Genomic DNA, 20,208 nt, shown 5'->3' on the forward strand with positions numbered 1-20,208 from the left:
TGCCATTCATCAAATCTATGCAGGGTTAACGCAATGTGCACTTCCGTTTAATCGCTTTCATATATTCGGGCGATAAAGTGAGTCTGTACGTTAATCCAGATTAGGAGAGTGATTGGTTTTGAAAAAGTGGAAAAAGGTAACTGCCTCATTGATGCTGAGCATCGTAACATTGGGAAGTGGAATGACATTTCTGGGAGCACCCCAGGCTTCAGCTGCTGCCAATGCCGTTCCTGCTTATGAAGTAAAGTTCCTGGCCAAGCCGGAACTTGTATTGAATACAGATGGGACACCACGCAGTGAAGTGATTCAGACACTCGGCCTGAGTTCCACACCGAAAAACATTAACGTAGAGTACTTTGACACCAATGCGCTCGGACTGGATCAACAAGGATGGAACGTTCGTTTTCGCAAAAAGGATGACAAGAATAACTACGAATTGACTTATAAAAAACGCTACCCTGTAATCAATGGCGACATCAACGCAGCGCTGACCCTGGCTAACCAAGAGGGTTTTGATAAATCGGATGATAATTACGAGGCTGAGATTGATTGGGGATACGGAAAACAGACCCTGAGCTTCTCCAACACCAAAAAAGTCGATACCCAAGCGACAGGAGTCCAACTTCCTTCGCAGCAAGAAGCCTTGAACATGTTACTGGACAAGCTTCCGGGCAAATTGAAAAACTGGACTTCCTCCAACTGGGGCAAGCAGCAACTGACTCAATCCCGTGCATATGGCCCAATCACATTCCAACGATATGAAGGTACATGGAATGGTCAAGAGCTTACGCTCGAAGTATGGCCGATTCGTGACGCAGCAGGTACAGGTATTGAGAATATCGTAGAGGTTTCTTTCAAAACCGATGATACTGTAGCCGTATCCGGACTGCGTACCCAACTGTTGCAGTTGCTGGAGAACAACAACTGGCTGATTCCTGCCGATGGCTTGAAGACACAGACGATTCTTGAAAGATACTAATCGCTGGCCCTAATTAAAAAGACAAGTTCCTCTTCCTGCGGACGTCGTAGGAGAGGGCTTGTCTTTTTTGCGTAGTGAATTAAATGATCTGTTATTTAAGTAATTCTACGATTAACATCGGTTAGATTTTTACTGGTTATTCGCTCAACGGTTTGCATGATAGTAACTATGTAATGGCTATTTTCCAACTCGGTAACCTATATCAATTCAATTTATAGTGGAGAGTTACGCGGTTCAATGATCAGAATTTCTAAAGTCTTATAATTCCATCACTTGAGTTTCGTGTGAATAGCTGACCCTCGATTTCCCATAGAAATGCTTTAGCGTGCGCAGGCTTCATAAATCTTAATACTATCGGACGTACCCTACCATTCATCTCGTAGTGTATTACGAGATAATTTCTTGAATTTGAGCTACCTGTTCTTTTTGGATATCCTGCACTCCCGATTTTTCTTAATGAGAGTTCAAACGTTTGCTGACCACTTTGAATATATAAGTTCCCATTACCTATCAGCACATCCACCCGCCTGCCTTCCGCAACTTGTGGAAGCCCCGACTGATGAATCCCTACTGCATGTAACCTTGATCCGAACTGCTGTTTTAGTTTATTGGATCGACTCCTCGTTCGAATACCAAATATCGAAACTAAGATAATAAAACCAAGTATAAACCACATTCTATATACCCCCTTCGCTTTCTCTTTTGTATATCATTTCATATTATCATATGGACTTCTTATTTGTATGACAATATGCGATAATTGATAATTATTCTCAAACACATCATTTGAATGTTACTATTGCAAGTTAAGGAGGGATTCTGGTGACTTTGCAAGTCTTTCCATTGATATCTAACGGTGACCATACCCGTGACCTATATGCAAGATTCAAGACATCCGAAGTTCTAGATCAAGCGTCTTTTCTTCCCCCATTCGTATTAACGGACTCACATCTTCTGCTCATCTGTACTGGCGGTGAAGCCAATATCCGTATTGGGCATAGGCAAAATCATGCCACACTCGGCAAAATGTATCTGATCCTGCCAGGAACAGCGATAGAATATACAACGGATGAGGTTCATCCTTTACAGGGCATCGCGATATATTTTGATATGTTGAAGCCCATTTCAGATATCAACAAAACCATTTCCGGATCTACTGTAATGGAGGTATATCAAAAAGGGTTACTTCGTTCCTCTTACGCAGATGAGTTACCGCATGAACTTTTTCAGGAATGTACCAAAATTGCTTCACAGCTCCATGAATGTATCTCTGTACCTCAAGAAAATCGTCCATTTCGTATTCAGACTTTGATGCATGAATTGTTGACCCATGTGTATGCTCCTCCCAAAGAAAGTGCAATAGGAGATTCCGAACACACCTCTGCTTTGGATCAAACACTTGAACTTATTGAGCTTGGATATGCTGAGCATCTTTCTCGGGAAGTTCTTGCCGGAGTGGCAGGTATGAGTGTATGGCACTATTCGCGGGTATTCAAAAACCGGACTGGCATCAGTCCCATGGAATACGTGAATAGCATCCGCATGGACCGGGCCAAAGAGATGCTGCTTGTCCCCGGCCAAACCATCAAACATATCGCCTCACAGGTTGGTTTTCAGGACGAGTTTTACTTTAGTCGCAAATTCAAAAAATATGTTGGCGTGTCTCCCTCTACCTATCAACGACAGAAACGCAGTAAAATCGCTGCCCTTTCCTTCGGAACGACTGGCCACCTGCTGGCATTACAGATCATCCCCCATGCGGCATTGATCGATAACCGACGGGATCAACACGGGAATCTGTTTTTCTCCAATATCCCTTATCATCTGGGACGTAGCAAACGCATGAATCCTCATATCTGGCAAACCAACGTTGAGTTGTTGATGCAAGCGAGCCCGGACCTCATACTCTGTAATGAGTACGAAGCCCATACGTTAAAAAGGACCTTGCAGCGAATTGCACCTACCATCGTTATTCCATGGAAAGGATTAAGCTGGCGGGAACATTTCGTACATGTTGCCTCCATTGTGGGACAGCAACAAGAAGCTCAGCAATGGTTGGAGCAGTATGATGACAAAGTAACCCATGCCAAAGAGATGCTTAGTCATCTAATCGGTAAGGATACGGTCTCCATCATTCATATCATGATGGGCCATCTGTTAATCTACGGGCGACGCAATGGGGGCGCTGTTCTATATAACGACCTGGGGGTGTCCCCTTCATACGATCTGCTTCCAGGGCAAGTCTATCGTGCATTGGATGAACAGGAGTTGCCTCAAATGGTTGGAGATCGTATGTTACTGATTGTGGATCAGGACTCAGAATCCCAGCAACGTTGGCATAAACTAAAACATACTCAGCTATGGCAACATCTGATGCCCGTGCAGAACCAACATGTATATCTGCTAGATGAAATGCCTTGGTTGGATTATTCACCATATGCTCATGATCAGATCATCGATGAAACCCTGAAACTTTTTGGTAGCACTCAGCACATTAATCCATGACTGGATAGCACAGAAGGCTATGTCTCCCCCAACATTAGACCGCTACAATATATAGTGTACTGAGAATCAATATCAATAGAAACACAGGGGGATTATGATGTACAAACAGCATTATGTCAAAATAACGGGGATCCTGTTCATACTCGCCATGTTACTTGTTGCGTGTGGGCAGACACCTGCAAGCACTTCGCAGCCATCTACAGATGGCGTAAAATCAGCTGCGGGGACAGATGGGGACTCATCCACTGAATCAGCTACTAAGACTGTGGAGAGCGCCAGTGGCAGCAAAGAAATCCCGGCACATCCTGAACGGATTGTGTCCATTAATATGGAGGACATTCTCCTCTCCTTGGAGGTACCACTGGTACTTGCTACACCTATTGGCCGGCAAGATTACCTGAATGAGCAACTTGAAGCCCAAGGCGTGACTGTCGAACCCATCAATGAAAGTGTCAATTTTGAAGCTGTAGTCAGCGCCAATCCGGACCTCATTATTGCCAATGCCGGTTTGGATGCCAAAATTCTCGAACAACTCGAGAAGATCGCGCCTACGATCACTTATGATCGCCGTAATTGGCAGGAATCTATCGTGCAGGTAGCTACTGCGCTGGATATTGAAGAGCGGGCTGAACAGCTTTTACAAAAAAATAAAGACCAAGTAACTGAAGCTCAGAAGCTCGCAGCCGATATCACCAAGACCAAACCTACAGCTGCATTCCTGCGCCTGGAAGAGAAAGATATGCGTTTGTTCTTCTCGTCCATTCCATCCACGCCATTCCCAGCTTCCAATTATGTAGGAGCGGGTTATGAGGTTGGATTCACTCCCGATGCTCTCGTTACCAAACTTGAGGCAGAGAATCCGGAACGGATGAATGCCAGTATCTCGGTTGAGCTTTTGCCTGAAATCAAAGCAGACTATCTGTTCATTGTGTCCATTAGCTCAGATGGGTCAGCTGAAGCATTGCAAAAAACAAAAGATGAACTCAACGAGATCCAGCAACTCCAAGTATGGAAAAGCCTACCCGCTGTCCAAAATGGTCATGTCTATGTCCTCAATGCTAAGAAATGGCTCATTGACGGCCCCATTGCCGAATCGCTCAAACGTAATGAAATGCTCGAAGTTCTTGGACTACCTGCTCCATAATTGTAAACATACCGTCTGTTTCAACAAAAGGAGATCCACCGTTTATTCGGTGAATCTCCTTTATATTTGTTATTCCAAATGGCCTCATTCAGTCCTGTTTCATGAAAAATCATTCTTCATGCTTAACATTTAAATGCACTTCATGTACACCCTTCTCTTCCTGCAATTAATTAGGGATAGGTAATCATCAAATCATATATAACTGTCCGGTTTTTAATAAATCTTAAAGTTCTGGGCCGTTTCGATCCCAAGTGCACTCTGGATAAACGTATTAGCCACTTTCTCTACAGGTACAGGATTAAATCCAATAAAGAAATCCTTATATTTTTCCGCCGACTCTACAAACAGATTAGGACTAACCGAATTCAAACGAATGCCTCTTGGCAACTCAAACGCTGCCGCTTTGGCAAACGAATCAATAGCCCCATTGACCATAGCACTTGATGCGCCTTTCTCAATAGGGTGGTCTTGTATAATGCCACTGACCAGCGTGAAACTCCCGTTGTCGTTAATATAGTGCTGTCCAATCAACACGATATTGACCTGTCCAAGCAGTTTACCCTGCACACTAATCATATTGTTCTCAGGTGTCAGTTCTTCGAGTTTCGCATAATGGGTCTGGCCCGCCGCCACAATGACGTAATCAATATTTCTCACCGTTTCGAAGAGGGTAGTAATACTCTCTGTCGACGTCATATCCACCTGAACATCCCCGGATTGTCTACCTGCTGTAATAACCTCAACGGAATAATCTCTCAGTTTCGCAACAACAGCTTTACCTAATGTTCCGTTTCCACCAATGACCAGAGCTCTTTTCATTACTGTTTGTCCTCCTTTATAAATAAATACGGTTAATCAGATACGAATTGTTCTATTTATTTAAACAAAGATTCCATCCTTAATCAAATGACAATTGACCTTATTTTAAATAAATTACACTTATTCTTTTTAACACAAAAAAAGCCTTTGCTATAAGCAAAGGCTTTTCTATATGTTACTCGGAAGCGGGTGATGGGAATCGAACCCACGCTATTAGCTTGGAAGGCTAAAGTTCTACCATTGAACTACACCCGCAAATAAAAAAAATCGGGATGACACGATTTGAACATGCGACCCCCTGGTCCCAAACCAGGTGCTCTACCAAGCTGAGCTACATCCCGATACTTATGAGAATAATGGCGCGCCCTGAGAGATTCGAACTCCCGGCCTTTTGATTCGTAGTCAAACGCTCTATCCAGCTGAGCTAAGGGCGCAAATATTGGAGCGGAAGACGGGAATCGAACCCGCGACCCTCGCCTTGGCAAGGCGATGCTCTACCGCTGAGCCACTTCCGCAAAACATATGGTGCGGTCGAGAGGACTCGAACCTCCACGGGGGTTAGCCCACACGGACCTGAACCGTGCGCGTCTGCCAATTCCGCCACGACCGCAAAATATAATGGTGAGTCATGAAGGGCTCGAACCTTCGACACCCTGATTAAAAGTCAGGTGCTCTACCAACTGAGCTAATGACTCGTAATGAAATGGCTGGGGATATAGGATTTGAACCTATGCATGACGGAGTCAAAGTCCGTTGCCTTACCGCTTGGCTAATCCCCATTAAAAAATCATGGGGCGATCGAGGGGAATTGAACCCCCGAATGCCGGATCCACAAACCGGTGCGTTAACCACTTCGCCACGACCGCCATAGAGTAAGCCATTCATCCACTAAGAGAATCTTAGTATTAACAATTTCACTTGTAATATACATTCTATCACAAATTCATATGTAAATACTAAAAATGGTGCCGGCGAGAGGACTTGAACCCCCAACCTACTGATTACAAGTCAGTTGCTCTACCAGTTGAGCTACACCGGCACGGTGTATATTAAATTAAAAAATGGCGGAACCGACGGGATTCGAACCCGCGATCTCCTGCGTGACAGGCAGGCATGTTAGGCCAACTACACCACGGTTCCATAGTACTTTCTCAAGGAAAGTATAATTGCGGGGGCAGGATTTGAACCTGCGGCCTTCGGGTTATGAGCCCGACGAGCTACCGGGCTGCTCCACCCCGCGTCGTTATAAAGTTTATATGGTGGAGGCTGAGGGGATCGAACCCCCGACCCTCTGCTTGTAAGGCAGATGCTCTCCCAGCTGAGCTAAGCCTCCATATTATGACCCGTAGGGGATTCGAACCCCTGTTACCTCCGTGAAAGGGAGGTGTCTTAACCCCTTGACCAACGGGCCTTGCTAAAAAAAATTATCTGGCGGAGAGAGAGGGATTCGAACCCTCGAGACGCTTGTGACGCCTACACGATTTCCAATCGTGCTCCTTCGGCCAGCTCGGACACCTCTCCATATGGCTCCCCGAACAGGGCTCGAACCTGTGACAACTCGATTAACAGTCGAGTGCTCTACCAACTGAGCTATCAGGGAATGGTGGAGCCAAGCGGGATCGAACCGCTGACCTCCTGCTTGCAAGGCAGGCGCTCTCCCAGCTGAGCTATGGCCCCATACACTGTGTATTTCATTGTTGTGGTCTTGCTATGGGCCCTGGTGGACTCGAACCACCGGCCTCACCCTTATCAGAGGTGCGCTCTAACCAACTGAGCTAAGGGCCCTAATATATATCCCTTATTCCTTAGCAAGGGGGGCAAAAAAAATACCCCAAAGGGAAATCGCTTGGCGGCGTCCTACTCTCCCAGGACCCTGCGGTCCAAGTACCATCGGCGCTAGAGGGCTTAACGGTCGTGTTCGGGATGGGTACGTGTGGAACCCCTCCGCCATCGCCACCAAACGCGATTTATCGAAGCATAGCTTCTTAAAATCAGATATGGAACTGAAAATCATACACACGTTCTGTGATGTACCAATTTTCATTTCAGAGATCATTCTCTGAAAACTAGATTCGAAACGAAACATGCGAATTACAACTTGCTATTGGATAAGCCCTCGACCGATTAGTACTGGTCAGCTCCATGCATTGCTGCACTTCCACCCCCAGCCTATCTACCTCGTCGTCTTCAAGGGGTCTTACATACTGGGAAATCTCATCTTGAGGGGGGCTTCACGCTTAGATGCTTTCAGCGTTTATCCCGTCCGTACATAGCTACCCAGCGGTGCTCCTGGCGGAACAACTGGTACACCAGCGGTACGTCCATCCCGGTCCTCTCGTACTAAGGACAGCTCCTCTCAAATTTCCTACGCCCACGACAGATAGGGACCGAACTGTCTCACGACGTTCTGAACCCAGCTCGCGTACCGCTTTAATGGGCGAACAGCCCAACCCTTGGGACCTACTTCAGCCCCAGGATGCGATGAGCCGACATCGAGGTGCCAAACCTCCCCGTCGATGTGGACTCTTGGGGGAGATAAGCCTGTTATCCCCAGGGTAGCTTTTATCCGTTGAGCGATGGCCCTTCCATGCGGTACCACCGGATCACTAAGCCCGACTTTCGTCCCTGCTCGACTTGTAGGTCTCGCAGTCAAGCTCCCTTATGCCTTTGCACTCTTCGAATGATTTCCAACCATTCTGAGGGAACCTTTGGGCGCCTCCGTTACTCTTTAGGAGGCGACCGCCCCAGTCAAACTGCCCACCTGACACTGTCCCCGCACCGGATTACGGTACCAGGTTAGAACCTAGATACGATCAGGGTGGTATCCCAACGTTGCCTCCATGCAAGCTGGCGCTCACACTTCAAAGGCTCCCACCTATCCTGTACAGATCGTACCCAAATTCAATATCAAGCTGCAGTAAAGCTCCATGGGGTCTTTCCGTCTTGTCGCGGGTAACCTGCATCTTCACAGGTATTAAAATTTCACCGGATCTCTCGTTGAGACAGCGCCCAAGTCGTTACGCCATTCGTGCGGGTCAGAATTTACCTGACAAGGAATTTCGCTACCTTAGGACCGTTATAGTTACGGCCGCCGTTTACTGGGGCTTCGGTTCACAGCTTCGGATTGCTCCTAACCACTCCCCTTAACCTTCCAGCACCGGGCAGGCGTCAGCCCGTATACTTCGCCTTACGGCTTCGCACAGACCTGTGTTTTTGCTAAACAGTCGCTTGGGCCTTTTCACTGCGGCCCCCTCGTGCTATTCACACTACCGGGGCACCCCTTCTCCCGAAGTTACGGGGTCATTTTGCCGAGTTCCTTAACGAGAGTTCTTCCGCGCGCCTTAGAATACTCTTCTCGCCTACCTGTGTCGGTTTGCGGTACGGGCACCTTCACCTGGCTAGAGGCTTTTCTTGGCAGTGTGAGATCATGACCTTCGCTACTATAATTTTCGCTCCCCATCACAGCTTAGCCTTACAATGTGCGGATTTGCCTACACATCAGCCTTACTGCTTAGACGGACATCCATCAGTCCGCGTCACTACCCTACTGCGTCCCCCCATTGCTCATAACGGCTTACGGTGGTACAGGAATTTCGACCTGTTGTCCTTCGACTACGCCTTTCGGCCTCGCCTTAGGTCCCGACTTACCCTGAGCGGACGAGCCTTCCTCAGGAACCCTTAGGCTTTCGGCGGATCAGATTCTCACTGATCTTTTCGTTACTCATACCGGCATTCTCACTTGTATAATGTCCAGCGCTCCTTACGGTACACCTTCAACCCTTATACAACGCTCCCCTACCCCTGATGCAAAGCATCAAGCCATAGCTTCGGTGGTGTGTTTAGCCCCGTTACATTTTCGGCGCAGAGTCACTCGACCAGTGAGCTATTACGCACTCTTTCAATGGTGGCTGCTTCTAAGCCAACATCCTGGTTGTCTGTGCAACTCCACATCCTTTCCCACTTAACACACACTTGGGGACCTTAGCTGATGGTCTGGGCTGTTTCCCTTTTGACAATGGATCTTAGCACTCACTGTCTGACTCCCGGAAGTAAGTCTATGGCATTCGGAGTTTGACTGAGCTTGGTAACCCTTGCGGGCCCCGCACCCAATCAGTGCTCTACCTCCACGACTCTGTTTTCCGAGGCTAGCCCTAAAGCTATTTCGGGGAGAACCAGCTATCTCCGAGTTCGATTGGAATTTCTCCGCTACCCCCACCTCATCCCCGCATTTTTCAACATGCGTGGGTTCGGGCCTCCAGTGCGTGTTACCGCACCTTCACCCTGGACAGGGGTAGATCACCCGGTTTCGGGTCTACGTCCACGTACTCAGTCGCCCTATTCAGACTCGCTTTCGCTGCGGCTCCGGCTCTTCACCTTAACCTTGCACGGGAACGTAACTCGCCGGTTCATTCTACAAAAGGCACGCCATCACCCCTAAAACGGGCTCTGACTTTTTGTAAGCACACGGTTTCAGGTTCTATTTCACTCCCCTTCCGGGGTGCTTTTCACCTTTCCCTCACGGTACTGCTTCACTATCGGTCGCTAGGAAGTATTTAGCCTTGGCAGATGGTCCTGCCGGATTCATACGGGGTTTCACGTGCCCCGCACTACTCGGGATCCGTCTCGGAGGGAACAGACTTTCAACTACAGGGCTTTTACCTTCTTTGGCGGGCCTTTCCAGACCTCTTCGCTTAACCGGTTCCTTTGTAACTCCATGTGAGACGTCCCACAACCCCAAAGAGCAAGCTCTCTGGTTTGGGCTTCTCCGCGTTCGCTCGCCGCTACTGACGGAATCACTATTGTTTTCTCTTCCTCAGGGTACTTAGATGTTTCAGTTCCCCTGGTATGCCTTTGCATAACCTATGTATTCAGTTATGAGTAACTGGAAATTACCCCAGCTGGGTTTCCCCATTCGGACACCCCCGGATCAAAGCTTGCTTACAGCTCCCCGAGGCAGTTTCGTTGTTCGCCACGTCCTTCATCGGCTCCTAGCGCCTAGGCATCCTCCGTGTGCTCTTAGTAGCTTAACCATTTTGTTCCGGTTTCGGTCGCTCGCTTCCCTTGGTTTGGACTGCGTCCAAATCCAAAAGTCGCTCTCACCCGATACCATCACAAAAGCAATTTGACTACCGTTTTTATTAAAACTTGTTTAACACAAGTTCAGCTAAAAAGGAATGTTCTAATTCGCGTTTGTTTCGTTTCGATATCTAGTTTTCAAAGAACAAGCTCCATGCAAAAGCAAGCTGTTTGAGAGTTTGAGCTCTCAAAACTGAGCAACGAGTGAGTAGTTTGTGCTCTTCATTTCATCCACACCGGAGTGATGGACCGAAATGAAGAGCGGTCGCAGGTTCTTAGAACCTGCTTATTTGAATGTTTCCATTGCAGGAAACGATTCTCCATAGAAAGGAGGTGATCCAGCCGCACCTTCCGATACGGCTACCTTGTTACGACTTCACCCCAATCATCTATCCCACCTTCGGCGGCTGGCTCCTTGCGGTTACCCCACCGACTTCGGGTGTTATAAACTCTCGTGGTGTGACGGGCGGTGTGTACAAGACCCGGGAACGTATTCACCGCGGCATGCTGATCCGCGATTACTAGCAATTCCGACTTCATGCAGGCGAGTTGCAGCCTGCAATCCGAACTGAGACCGGCTTTGTTGGGATTGGCTCCATCTCGCGATTTCGCAGCCCGTTGTACCGGCCATTGTAGTACGTGTGTAGCCCAGGTCATAAGGGGCATGATGATTTGACGTCATCCCCACCTTCCTCCGGTTTGTCACCGGCAGTCTATCTAGAGTGCCCACCCGAAGTGCTGGCAACTAAATATAAGGGTTGCGCTCGTTGCGGGACTTAACCCAACATCTCACGACACGAGCTGACGACAACCATGCACCACCTGTCTCCTCTGTCCCGAAGGAAAGATACATCTCTGTACCGATCAGAGGGATGTCAAGACCTGGTAAGGTTCTTCGCGTTGCTTCGAATTAAACCACATACTCCACTGCTTGTGCGGGTCCCCGTCAATTCCTTTGAGTTTCAGTCTTGCGACCGTACTCCCCAGGCGGAGTGCTTAATGTGTTAACTTCGGCACCAAGGGTATCGAAACCCCTAACACCTAGCACTCATCGTTTACGGCGTGGACTACCAGGGTATCTAATCCTGTTTGCTCCCCACGCTTTCGCGCCTCAGCGTCAGTTACAGCCCAGAGAGTCGCCTTCGCCACTGGTGTTCCTCCACATATCTACGCATTTCACCGCTACACGTGGAATTCCACTCTCCTCTTCTGCACTCAAGTCACCCAGTTTCCAGTGCGATCCGGGGTTGAGCCCCGGGATTAAACACCAGACTTAAATGACCGCCTGCGCGCGCTTTACGCCCAATAATTCCGGACAACGCTTGCCCCCTACGTATTACCGCGGCTGCTGGCACGTAGTTAGCCGGGGCTTTCTTCTCAGGTACCGTCACCTTGAGAGCAGTTACTCTCCCAAGCGTTCTTCCCTGGCAACAGAGCTTTACGATCCGAAAACCTTCATCACTCACGCGGCATTGCTCCGTCAGGCTTTCGCCCATTGCGGAAGATTCCCTACTGCTGCCTCCCGTAGGAGTCTGGGCCGTGTCTCAGTCCCAGTGTGGCCGATCACCCTCTCAGGTCGGCTACGCATCGTCGCCTTGGTGAGCCGTTACCTCACCAACTAGCTAATGCGCCGCAGGCCCATCCCCAAGTGACAGATTGCTCCGTCTTTCCAGTTCTCTTCAGGCGAAGAAAACAACTATTCGGTATTAGCTACCGTTTCCGGTAGTTGTCCCAAACTTGAGGGCAGGTTGCCTACGTGTTACTCACCCGTCCGCCGCTAACCATCAGAGAAGCAAGCTTCTCATCAAGTCCGCTCGACTTGCATGTATTAGGCATGCCGCCAGCGTTCGTCCTGAGCCAGGATCAAACTCTCCAATAAAGTATTGAAAAGAGCGATAAGCTCATTTTGAATCTGACGAGATTAAAAATCTCATTTGTGCTCCAGTTGATTCAAGCCAAGGCTTGTCTCGAACTTTCGCGTTCATTCTGCAAGCAGAATGTTTACTCACTCGTTGTTCAGTTTTCAAAGATCAAACTTGTTTCGTTACCGAATGTCGTTCTCTTCAGCAACTCTTATATAATATCATGTCCGAACCAACTTTGCAAGCTCTTTTTTTAAGTTTCTTTCGAAGCTTATTTCATTCGCTTGCCGCACCGTGTAAACCGTGTTTTCTTGGCCGGAATTAGAATATATCATGTACAGATTTCAATTGCAAGTCTTTTTTCAATAATAATAATCAACCCACACCATCAGTACAATATGTAATCTGACGCTCCTCTTAACTCTCAGCATCCTCATACGGCGCTTCTAATATACTTATCCATTAAACATAACCAGGGAAGCCACTTCCACTGCGAATGCAGTGAACAATTGATTGTGACTAGCCCCGGGTTTTCGGAGATCTCAGATTTCTTTCCTTCTATATAAATAAGACAGTACATTCCTTAGGCACAGCTTACACATTCCGTTTCACTTCTCAGTGCTTACAATATGCGCTTACCAAGTAACGAAGCGATCAGTTCCACTCCAAGCCTTGCCGTATGTCTGTTATGATCAAACAACGGATTCACCTCAACCAGTTCCATCGACGTAACTTGATTTGTGGAAGCAAGTATCTCCAATGCGTAATGTGCCTCTCGGTAATTCAAACCACCCGGCACCGGGGTGCCTACACCCGGAGCTTCCCGCGGATCCAGACAATCCATGTCAAAACTGACATGAATACCATCTGTCCCTTTTCCCGCTGTAGCTACTGCTTGCTCAATAACTTGCTGTATTCCCATACGGTCAATATCATGCATCGTAAATGCTCGGATTCCCAGTCCCTTAATCTGCTCTTTCTCATACTCATCCAGATCACGCAGACCAATATAGACCAAGTTGGACGGATCAATAAACGCGCCTGCTCCAGCAATGTGCGACAGATTGAATGCAGTATGCCCCAAGGATGCAGCCACACTCATCCCATGCATATTACCGGACAAGCTGCGTTCTTCCGTATTCAAGTCTGCATGCGCATCAAACCAGATCACACCCAAATTCGAATAGTGCACTGTTAGCCCGGCAAAAGTACCAATCGCTACACTATGATCTCCCCCAAGCACAAGTGGGAAAGCACCCTCCTCCACTGCACCTGATACTTCACTACACACCTTCTCACTGACCTGACGTACCTCATTTAAATGTTTTACACGATTTCGCTCAATAGGGGCGGCCGGTTCAGAAGGACAATCTACCCGCACTTCTTTGGAAAGCACTAGCCCAAGACTCGCAATCTCCCGCTTCAGTCCAGCTGTAATCAATTCATCAGGCCCCAACTCCGCTCCACCTCTTGCTCCACCGAGTCCAAAAGGAACCTTAATGATAGCAATATTACGTCGCACAGATGTTTGACTTGTATCAATAGAAGTATCTTTTATTCCACCATGGACATCATCATCATTTTTCATGTAGGTCAGCTCCCTCATTGTTGATCAATACCTGCTCAATTCTCTCCAGTGCCCAGTCAATCTCGGACTCTTTAATCGTCAGTGGTGGAGCAAATCGAATGGTTGTCTCATGTGTTTCTTTACACAGCAGTCCAGTAGACATCAAACGCTCACAATAAGGGCGGGCTGGTTCATGCAGTTCAACACCAATAAATAAACCTTTCCCCCGAATATCCCGTATGGCTGAACTGCGAATATCTCGAAGTCTTTTCATAAAATAGTTCCCTAGACGCTCCGATCGCTCGGCAAGCTTCTCATCTTCAAGAACTTTCAGAGCTGCTACAGCCACGGCGCAAGCGAGTGGGTTACCCCCAAACGTAGAACCATGAGACCCCGGCTCAAACAAATCAAGTATCTCCGCATCAGCAGCGATAGCTGAGATGGGCATGACTCCTCCCCCCAGCGCTTTGCCCATAATCCAGATGTCTGGTTCAACCCCTTCCCAGTCGGAGGCAAAACGGCGACCTGTTCTGCCAAATCCGGTCTGGATCTCATCAGATACTGTCAACACCTGCTGACTCTTACACAGAGCAAAAGCTTCTGCCAGATATCCATCAGGCGGGATAACGATTCCAGCTTCGCCCTGAATAGGCTCTACAAGAAATCCAGCCGTATTTGGTGTAATGGCCTTTTTCAGCGCTTCTATATCTCCATAGGGGATAATCCGGAATCCAGGTGTGAACGGTCCAAAATCTTTTTTATACTCCGCTGAAGAAGAAAAGGACGTAACCGTCAGAGTTCTTCCATGAAAGTTACCAGAGCATACGATGATTTCGGCTTGGTTTTCCGGTACACCTTTGCAACGATAAGCCCATCTACGTACCGCCTTCACCGCAGTCTCCACCGCTTCCGCTCCTGTATTCATGGCGAGAATCTTCGATTTCCCCGTGAATTGTGAGAGTTTCTGATAAAAAAGAGAAGCGGAGCTGCTGTGGAATGCCCGTGATGTCAGCGTAACCTGATCTGCCTGATCCTTGAGCGCTTGTATGATTACAGGATGTCTATGACCATGATTCAATGCAGAGTATGCACTTAACATATCCATATAACGGCGGCCTTCAGGGTCTTCCACCCATACCCCTTCTGCCTGTTCAATAACAATAGGGAGCGGATGATAATTAGGTGCAGCATAACGCTCCGACCAATCAATTAACATTTTGGAATCTGACATACACACCCAACACCTTTCCAAAATATTGTATACAAAATACAATAACAATGTATGCGATGCCATCGCCATTTACGACTACATCTCTCTTTTTCCACTCCAGCCTAATCCAAGCCTTTCTCGAATCCAATCCTTTATCAATAGTTAGCGAGAAGTAGAAAGTCTACGTTCCAACCAAGAGAGTAAATTAGCCAGTGTAAATGTGATTATAAAATAGAGGCCGGCGGCAACAAGCAGCGGAGCAAGCGGCTGGAACGTAACACCCTGAATCGTTCTGGCCGTGTATATAATCTCGGCTATGCCGATCATGGAGACAAGCGAAGAATCTTTAATGATAATAATGAATTCATTACCGATGGCTGGAAGCATGTTACGAAAAGCCTGCGGCAGTATAATATAACGAAGTGTCATACCATTTGTCATACCAAGGGAGCGCGAAGCTTCGGTCTGTCCTTTATCAATCGCTTGAATCCCGGCCCTGAACACCTCCGCCATATAAGCCGAGCTATTCATCGTCAGAGCTACCACCCCCGACATAAATGCCGGTAAGTTCACACCTATAACCGTCAGACCATAATGAATAATAAGAATCTGTACGAGCATCGGTGTTCCTCGAATGAGTTCGATATACGCCGATGCCACAAATTTAATTGGCCATATTCGGGATATTCGCATTAGCGCCATGATTACACCCAACAACGTACCAAACAATACACCCAAGAAGGAAAGCTCAAGCGTGACCCACGCACTTCGTGCATAGTCCTGCCAATGTTCTAATAGAAAGGAAAAATCTAAATTCACGGCATATCCCTCACTCGTCCGGTTTATTCACCGAGCATCTCATTCGCTTCAACGACGAACCGTTCAATATCTCCGTTTGTTTTGAGCTTTTCCAATGTAGTGTTGATCTGATCCAGCAGCTTCTGATTACCTTTCTTCACCGCGATGGCCGAACCACCCTCGTCTTCAGCCTGTTCAACCTCCACACCTGCAACAACAAGCCCCTCTTGGTTCTTCACATACTGTTCAGCCACCGGCTTCTCCAGAATGAGTGCGTCTACACGCCCCGTCTGCAACTCCAGAATCAGCTCAGGTATTTTGGCCAGAGAAGTGAGCTTTGCTCCCTCTATTTCCTGAGCAATCCCTTCCTGAATGGAACTCTTTTGCACGCCAACCTGTTTGCCTGATAGATCATCTATGGACTTTAATGCGGTATCTTCCCCTCCTCTAACAAGTACAGCCTGCTCTGCATAATAGTAGATATCCGTAAAATCAACATTCTTCTTTCGTTCTTCGGTAGGGGTTAAGCCTGATATTACAAAATCAACCTTATCTGTACCGAGGGCCATAAGAAGGCCATCAAAGTCCATGTCCTCAATCTTCAGCTCGGCTCCCAGATCAGCCGCAATTGCTTTGGCAATCTCGATGTCAAAACCTACAATGGTATCTTTACCATCGATTTTCTTATGAAATTCATAGGGTGCATAGTCCGCACTGGTTCCAAGTACAATTACTTCCTTTTCTGCTGAGCTACTGCCCGAAGACGAAGTAGCGTCCGATCCGGTTCCTGTCGTTTTTTCCTGCCCACATGCGGACATGAATACAACCACTAACAACAGCATCATTGGCAAAAGCACTTTTTTCACACATCATACCCCTATTCTTTTTTTGAATGAGAAACATAATGATTTGTATACAATATACATAAGACAATATATGGACTTATATGTAAGTAATACTAACAAACAATTTGGTTTATCACAATCATTATTTAAACATTTATACGCTTTAATTCCATAAAATGTGCTATATATAACATAGCATTTACATCGGCTGAAACATGAAGTTTGCTTGCCCAACTTCCCCCTCGGTGTTAAGATGATAAAAACTTGAAACTCCTGAACGGCGCGTACAGTACGGCCCCACACCCATCTATTTATTCACTATACATAGAAAGGAGGATTCGGTATGGAGGTACCCAAATACCGGTCCTTGAAAGATCACGTATACGATTACATTGCCCAGAAGATCCAGGACGGAACCTTGCTTCCCAACCAGAAGATCAACGAGGCCGAGATATGCAAAAAGCTGGACATCAGTCGTACGCCTACTCGGGAGGCGCTTTTCCAGCTGGCTTCAGACAATCTGCTGCAATACATCCCACGCAGGGGATTTATTGTCACTCCTTTTGATGCAGGCAAAAAACTGGAATTCTCCCAAGCGATCGGTGTGCTGGAGGCACTTGCTGCCACACTTGCAGCAGACCATCTCAGACCATCTGAACTTATGGAGATGGAAACTCTGGTTGTTCGAATGGAAGAAGATATCAGCCAGCTTGATCTTGCTGCCTACAACAAGAACCAATATCAGTTCCATAATCTGTACATTCAGCGATGTGGTAACGCCACAGTAATTGAGATGTTAAACACATTGAAGAACAGTTTCATCCGGCAGTCGTATGTTAGTGATAATAAACCAAAGCTATCTGAGGTATTGCTCGAAGTTAATGAAGAGCACCGGCAAATTTTAAGCGCTTTTCGAGCCAAAGATAAGAACCAACTGGAAGCCCTGCTCAAACATCACTGGCGGATTATCGACAACGATATGCTGTAGTACGTGCTGTCGAAACAAACCAAAGGCAACCCACACGATTGTGTGAGTTGTCTTTTTCCTATTTTTCCTTTTCAACCTCCAACGGTGCCCTAGCCGCAAAAACAGCATATCCCAACTTTTTGCCGTATTTCGCGAGCAAACGATCATTGGTTTGACTCATTCGCTGCATACGTTCATCCTCAAACCAATTCATATCGATCTCGCGATGTGGATCATGATCAGCGCCCCATTTTCCCATGGATCGCGAATGTTCTTTGACCTCCACCTTGGTGAAACCACACTGTTTGAGGCGTTTTCTCCATGCTGTGGCCGTAACCAGGGTTCGTATACCATAAAATTGCTTTAATCTGCGACACATCAATTCGGTCTTCTGGCCTGATAGAACCATCTCCCGATCCACTAAAAGTCCTCCGGGTTTCAACACTCTTCTATACTCAGCAAGCGCACTCCGCCATGGGGTGAAGATCGTAACCGACTCCACAAATACCACATCAAAATGGTTTTCCGGAAAAGGTAACGATGTTACATCAGCCTGAACAAATCGAACATCCACCCGTTCTCGTCTCGCTCTCCGAACCGCCTTATCCAGCATATTGCGATGAAGATCAATCGCCGTTACCCGATATCCACTTTTAGCCAAGTAACACGCAGTCCTTCCAGTGCCGCACCCTATCTCAAGAATATGACTACCCACAGGCAGAGATAAGTTATCCAGCAACTTCAGCGTTGCCAAAAATCCTCCAGGATGGGCACTCCCCTCCCCCAACCGAGCCAGCATGTCATGATAATCCACGCGACACCCCCTCCTCACTACTCCCAGTGTATGGAGCAGATTCAAAAACGGCTCCTCCCCATTCGATTTTCCGGGTACTCGTCCATACCAATTGCTCTTCTTTTTACTATGATATACAAACCGTTGAATTCAAGCGGCAACCGCATCTAATGAGGAGGATTTGCATGTACAGAATTAATCGGGTATGTGAAGAAACGGTTTCTCCGCACGTTGGACGTTCCGTTTGTCTCGTTATGAACGACGGTAAGCATATGTATGGTACGCTTAGTCAATGTCGTGATGGCAAAATTTATTTGAACGGGTGTTTCGAGGGACCACGGCTGTGTTCAGTCAAATCCAAACAGCAGCTGGTAAAAAGCAGCAAGAAAAACGCTGTTGCAACAAAAAAGGTTAAATCTTCGGCCTACGGTCGATATGGTTACGGAGGATACGGTGGGGGTTACGGCTATGGAGCAGGAATCGATCTGGCTCTGGTAGCAACATTGTTTCTGCTGCCGTTCCTGTTCATCTAAATTCCAATCTGATCGTGGTAAAATTGTAGTCATAACAAAGACCCTTTTTGCTTATAGCAAAAGGGGTCTTTATCTTTTTCATACGATTCACGTCAATTACACTATATTTACTGTAAAAAATGATACAAAAAAAGGCATTCGCCAAAACGAATGCCGGGAACTTCATATTTAATACCCTTACCATCGCACAGGGTGTCTGTTTGATCTTAAAAAAAAACACCTCGTTAGAGGCGGGTAAGCTATGTTAAATCCGATTTCCTTTAGGCATCGTTTTCAGATTACTATTCGAATTCTCAAGCAATGGTAGCATCCTAGTCGTGCTGACCATCTCAGAAGCACATATCGGACAAGTAGGTACGTTATCAAACGCAAAATTGTCCCGCATCCATCCTTTGCACGTATCACTCGTACATTCCCAGATTGCCGCATCAGCTTGTGGAATCTCTTCCAACGGTTTTTTGCGATTATACATGACTTCTACCCCCTTTGTTATGGAAAAACATCTAACCGACGTTATTTCACAGAAGCCTACACTTAGCGGAAGTTTTACATCCCACCGAACTCCTGCCTCGACAACTAATGGGTCGACTTTTATATAACTGATCAAAAAAAAGAAGCTGCCTTTACCATTTTAACATGTTAAAGGCAGCTATGCTTTAATTACAGTTTTACAACTTCTTCTGCTTGAGGACCACGGTTTCCTTGTACAATTTTAAATTGCACGCGTTGACCTTCGTCCAGAGTTTTGAAGCCGTCGCCTGTAATAGCGCTGAAGTGTACGAATACATCTTCTCCGCCTTCAACTTCGATGAAACCGAAGCCTTTATCAGCGTTGAACCATTTTACTGTTCCGTTTTGCATGTGAATTACACCTCCAAATAAAAATTAACATGTTCCTTTGTTCTTTGCAGCAAGCAAATAAAAATTCACACATTGAAAAAGGTACCAGTCATAAACCTATAAGTGATCGCCCTTTACAATATATGAATTAGGTTTTCCACTCTCTACAACTTGTTTTTATTATAACTCCAATTCAGAAAAAAAGCAAATCTTTGTATTTTCTTTTCAAACAGCTTTGGAAATACATGTTATTAACTGGCACGGGGACAG

14 protein-coding genes, 17 tRNA genes and 3 rRNA genes are annotated in these 20,208 nt (G+C 46.8%); 5 read left to right on the forward strand and 29 right to left on the reverse strand.

Annotated features, from left to right (window positions below; translation table 11 throughout):
- Positions 1 to 118: 118 nt before the first annotated feature.
- Positions 119 to 979: a hypothetical protein gene (locus ACDJ59_RS24270; RefSeq protein WP_413406406.1), complete on the forward strand. Its 861-nt coding sequence runs from the start codon at positions 119 to 121 to the stop codon at positions 977 to 979.
- Positions 980 to 1,229: 250 nt separating this feature from the next.
- Here ACDJ59_RS24270 and ACDJ59_RS24275 read toward each other — a convergent pair whose 3' ends face one another.
- Entirely contained in the window at positions 1,230 to 1,655 is a 426-nt protein-coding gene (locus ACDJ59_RS24275; protein WP_413406408.1) for a hypothetical protein, read from the reverse strand.
- Between the two features lie 146 nt (positions 1,656 to 1,801).
- On the opposite strand from ACDJ59_RS24275, the gene ACDJ59_RS24280 reads away from it, so the two are divergent.
- Positions 1,802 to 3,484: an AraC family transcriptional regulator gene (locus tag ACDJ59_RS24280; protein WP_413406410.1), complete on the forward strand. Its 1,683-nt coding sequence runs from the start codon at positions 1,802 to 1,804 to the stop codon at positions 3,482 to 3,484.
- 94 nt (positions 3,485 to 3,578) lie between these two features.
- The gene (locus ACDJ59_RS24285) at positions 3,579 to 4,628 is read left to right on the forward strand and encodes an ABC transporter substrate-binding protein (protein WP_413406412.1); all 1,050 of its coding nucleotides are present in this window, start codon (positions 3,579 to 3,581) and stop codon (positions 4,626 to 4,628) included.
- Positions 4,629 to 4,841: 213 nt separating this feature from the next.
- Here the strand turns inward: ACDJ59_RS24285 and ACDJ59_RS24290 are convergent, their stop codons facing one another.
- The 25 genes from ACDJ59_RS24290 to ACDJ59_RS24410 form a co-directional block, all read right to left on the reverse strand.
- On the reverse strand, positions 4,842 to 5,447 hold the full coding sequence (locus tag ACDJ59_RS24290; protein ID WP_413406414.1) for a short chain dehydrogenase: 606 nt from the start codon (positions 5,445 to 5,447) through the stop codon (positions 4,842 to 4,844).
- A gap of 184 nt (positions 5,448 to 5,631) precedes the next feature.
- Positions 5,632 to 5,702, reverse strand: a tRNA-Gly gene (locus ACDJ59_RS24295).
- Between the two features lie 12 nt (positions 5,703 to 5,714).
- Positions 5,715 to 5,788: transfer RNA gene (locus tag ACDJ59_RS24300), tRNA-Pro, on the reverse strand.
- 16 nt (positions 5,789 to 5,804) lie between these two features.
- Positions 5,805 to 5,881, reverse strand: a tRNA-Arg gene (locus tag ACDJ59_RS24305).
- Positions 5,882 to 5,887: 6 nt separating this feature from the next.
- Positions 5,888 to 5,962 (reverse strand) — tRNA-Gly (locus tag ACDJ59_RS24310).
- An 8-nt stretch (positions 5,963 to 5,970) separates the two neighbouring features.
- Positions 5,971 to 6,057 (reverse strand) — tRNA-Leu (locus ACDJ59_RS24315).
- A 9-nt stretch (positions 6,058 to 6,066) separates the two neighbouring features.
- Positions 6,067 to 6,142, reverse strand: a tRNA-Lys gene (locus ACDJ59_RS24320).
- Positions 6,143 to 6,151: 9 nt separating this feature from the next.
- Positions 6,152 to 6,226 (reverse strand) — tRNA-Gln (locus ACDJ59_RS24325).
- An 11-nt stretch (positions 6,227 to 6,237) separates the two neighbouring features.
- Positions 6,238 to 6,313 (reverse strand) — tRNA-His (locus tag ACDJ59_RS24330).
- 97 nt (positions 6,314 to 6,410) lie between these two features.
- A tRNA-Thr gene (locus ACDJ59_RS24335) sits at positions 6,411 to 6,486 on the reverse strand.
- Between the two features lie 23 nt (positions 6,487 to 6,509).
- Positions 6,510 to 6,587 (reverse strand) — tRNA-Asp (locus tag ACDJ59_RS24340).
- Positions 6,588 to 6,613: 26 nt separating this feature from the next.
- A tRNA-Met gene (locus ACDJ59_RS24345) sits at positions 6,614 to 6,687 on the reverse strand.
- Between the two features lie 17 nt (positions 6,688 to 6,704).
- Positions 6,705 to 6,780: transfer RNA gene (locus ACDJ59_RS24350), tRNA-Val, on the reverse strand.
- 6 nt (positions 6,781 to 6,786) lie between these two features.
- Positions 6,787 to 6,858: transfer RNA gene (locus ACDJ59_RS24355), tRNA-Glu, on the reverse strand.
- Between the two features lie 18 nt (positions 6,859 to 6,876).
- Positions 6,877 to 6,968: transfer RNA gene (locus ACDJ59_RS24360), tRNA-Ser, on the reverse strand.
- A 3-nt stretch (positions 6,969 to 6,971) separates the two neighbouring features.
- Positions 6,972 to 7,047: transfer RNA gene (locus ACDJ59_RS24365), tRNA-Asn, on the reverse strand.
- A 1-nt stretch (position 7,048) separates the two neighbouring features.
- Positions 7,049 to 7,124, reverse strand: a tRNA-Ala gene (locus tag ACDJ59_RS24370).
- A 34-nt stretch (positions 7,125 to 7,158) separates the two neighbouring features.
- Positions 7,159 to 7,232, reverse strand: a tRNA-Ile gene (locus ACDJ59_RS24375).
- 59 nt (positions 7,233 to 7,291) lie between these two features.
- A 5S ribosomal RNA gene (rrf, locus tag ACDJ59_RS24380) occupies positions 7,292 to 7,408 on the reverse strand.
- A 143-nt stretch (positions 7,409 to 7,551) separates the two neighbouring features.
- A 23S ribosomal RNA gene (locus ACDJ59_RS24385) occupies positions 7,552 to 10,477 on the reverse strand.
- A gap of 372 nt (positions 10,478 to 10,849) precedes the next feature.
- Positions 10,850 to 12,402, reverse strand: a 16S ribosomal RNA gene (locus ACDJ59_RS24390).
- Together the 16S, 23S and 5S rRNA genes with 17 tRNA genes alongside form the textbook arrangement of a ribosomal RNA operon.
- Before the next feature lie 605 nt (positions 12,403 to 13,007).
- Positions 13,008 to 13,973: an arginase gene (gene rocF / locus ACDJ59_RS24395; RefSeq protein ID WP_413406416.1), complete on the reverse strand. Its 966-nt coding sequence runs from the start codon at positions 13,971 to 13,973 to the stop codon at positions 13,008 to 13,010.
- A complete protein-coding gene (locus ACDJ59_RS24400; protein ID WP_413406418.1) occupies positions 13,963 to 15,183 on the reverse strand; it encodes an ornithine--oxo-acid transaminase in 1,221 nt (406 codons plus the stop codon). The genes rocF and ACDJ59_RS24400 overlap by 11 nt, the downstream gene beginning before the upstream one ends.
- A 141-nt stretch (positions 15,184 to 15,324) precedes the next feature.
- Positions 15,325 to 15,981, reverse strand: a complete 657-nt coding sequence (locus ACDJ59_RS24405) for an amino acid ABC transporter permease (RefSeq protein WP_413406420.1) — start codon at positions 15,979 to 15,981, stop codon at positions 15,325 to 15,327.
- 23 nt (positions 15,982 to 16,004) lie between these two features.
- A complete protein-coding gene (locus tag ACDJ59_RS24410) occupies positions 16,005 to 16,826 on the reverse strand; it encodes a transporter substrate-binding domain-containing protein (protein ID WP_413406422.1) in 822 nt (273 codons plus the stop codon).
- A gap of 322 nt (positions 16,827 to 17,148) precedes the next feature.
- On the opposite strand from ACDJ59_RS24410, the gene ACDJ59_RS24415 reads away from it, so the two are divergent.
- Positions 17,149 to 17,793 carry a GntR family transcriptional regulator gene (locus ACDJ59_RS24415; RefSeq protein ID WP_413406424.1) on the forward strand — a complete coding sequence of 215 codons (645 nt, stop codon included), beginning with the start codon at positions 17,149 to 17,151 and terminating at the stop codon, positions 17,791 to 17,793.
- A 58-nt stretch (positions 17,794 to 17,851) separates the two neighbouring features.
- Here the strand turns inward: ACDJ59_RS24415 and ACDJ59_RS24420 are convergent, their stop codons facing one another.
- Positions 17,852 to 18,586 (reverse strand): class I SAM-dependent methyltransferase, encoded by a 735-nt coding sequence (locus ACDJ59_RS24420; RefSeq protein WP_413406426.1) that lies wholly within the window; start codon positions 18,584 to 18,586, stop codon positions 17,852 to 17,854.
- A gap of 164 nt (positions 18,587 to 18,750) precedes the next feature.
- On the opposite strand from ACDJ59_RS24420, the gene ACDJ59_RS24425 reads away from it, so the two are divergent.
- Positions 18,751 to 19,098, forward strand: a complete 348-nt coding sequence (locus ACDJ59_RS24425; protein ID WP_074093127.1) for a hypothetical protein — start codon at positions 18,751 to 18,753, stop codon at positions 19,096 to 19,098.
- Between the two features lie 244 nt (positions 19,099 to 19,342).
- Here the strand turns inward: ACDJ59_RS24425 and ACDJ59_RS24430 are convergent, their stop codons facing one another.
- Complete coding sequence (locus ACDJ59_RS24430; RefSeq protein ID WP_017691121.1) at positions 19,343 to 19,570, reverse strand: cold-shock protein; 228 nt, start codon at positions 19,568 to 19,570, stop codon at positions 19,343 to 19,345.
- A 188-nt stretch (positions 19,571 to 19,758) separates the two neighbouring features.
- On the reverse strand, positions 19,759 to 19,959 hold the full coding sequence (locus ACDJ59_RS24435) for a cold-shock protein (protein WP_017691122.1): 201 nt from the start codon (positions 19,957 to 19,959) through the stop codon (positions 19,759 to 19,761).
- Positions 19,960 to 20,208: the final 249 nt, after the last annotated feature.

It is taken from the genome of Paenibacillus amylolyticus (genome assembly GCF_047302515.1).
GTDB classification, from domain to species: Bacteria; Bacillota; Bacilli; order Paenibacillales; family Paenibacillaceae; genus Paenibacillus; species Paenibacillus amylolyticus_G.

What these genes read in the sequence shown, in the direction of transcription:
- ACDJ59_RS24400 (WP_413406418.1), bottom strand. Translation starts at nt 15,183, where the DNA reads ATGTCAGATTCCAAAATGTTAATTGATTGGTCGGAGCGTTATGCTGCA.
- ACDJ59_RS24415 (WP_413406424.1), top strand. Translation starts at nt 17,149, where the DNA reads ATGGAGGTACCCAAATACCGGTCCTTGAAAGATCACGTATACGATTAC.
- ACDJ59_RS24275 (WP_413406408.1), bottom strand. Translation starts at nt 1,655, where the DNA reads ATGTGGTTTATACTTGGTTTTATTATCTTAGTTTCGATATTTGGTATT.
- ACDJ59_RS24290 (WP_413406414.1), bottom strand. Translation starts at nt 5,447, where the DNA reads ATGAAAAGAGCTCTGGTCATTGGTGGAAACGGAACATTAGGTAAAGCT.
- ACDJ59_RS24435 (WP_017691122.1), bottom strand. Translation starts at nt 19,959, where the DNA reads ATGCAAAACGGAACAGTAAAATGGTTCAACGCTGATAAAGGCTTCGGT.
- ACDJ59_RS24430 (WP_017691121.1), bottom strand. Translation starts at nt 19,570, where the DNA reads ATGTATAATCGCAAAAAACCGTTGGAAGAGATTCCACAAGCTGATGCG.
- ACDJ59_RS24425 (WP_074093127.1), top strand. Translation starts at nt 18,751, where the DNA reads ATGTACAGAATTAATCGGGTATGTGAAGAAACGGTTTCTCCGCACGTT.
- rocF (WP_413406416.1), bottom strand. Translation starts at nt 13,973, where the DNA reads ATGAAAAATGATGATGATGTCCATGGTGGAATAAAAGATACTTCTATT.
- ACDJ59_RS24285 (WP_413406412.1), top strand. Translation starts at nt 3,579, where the DNA reads ATGATGTACAAACAGCATTATGTCAAAATAACGGGGATCCTGTTCATA.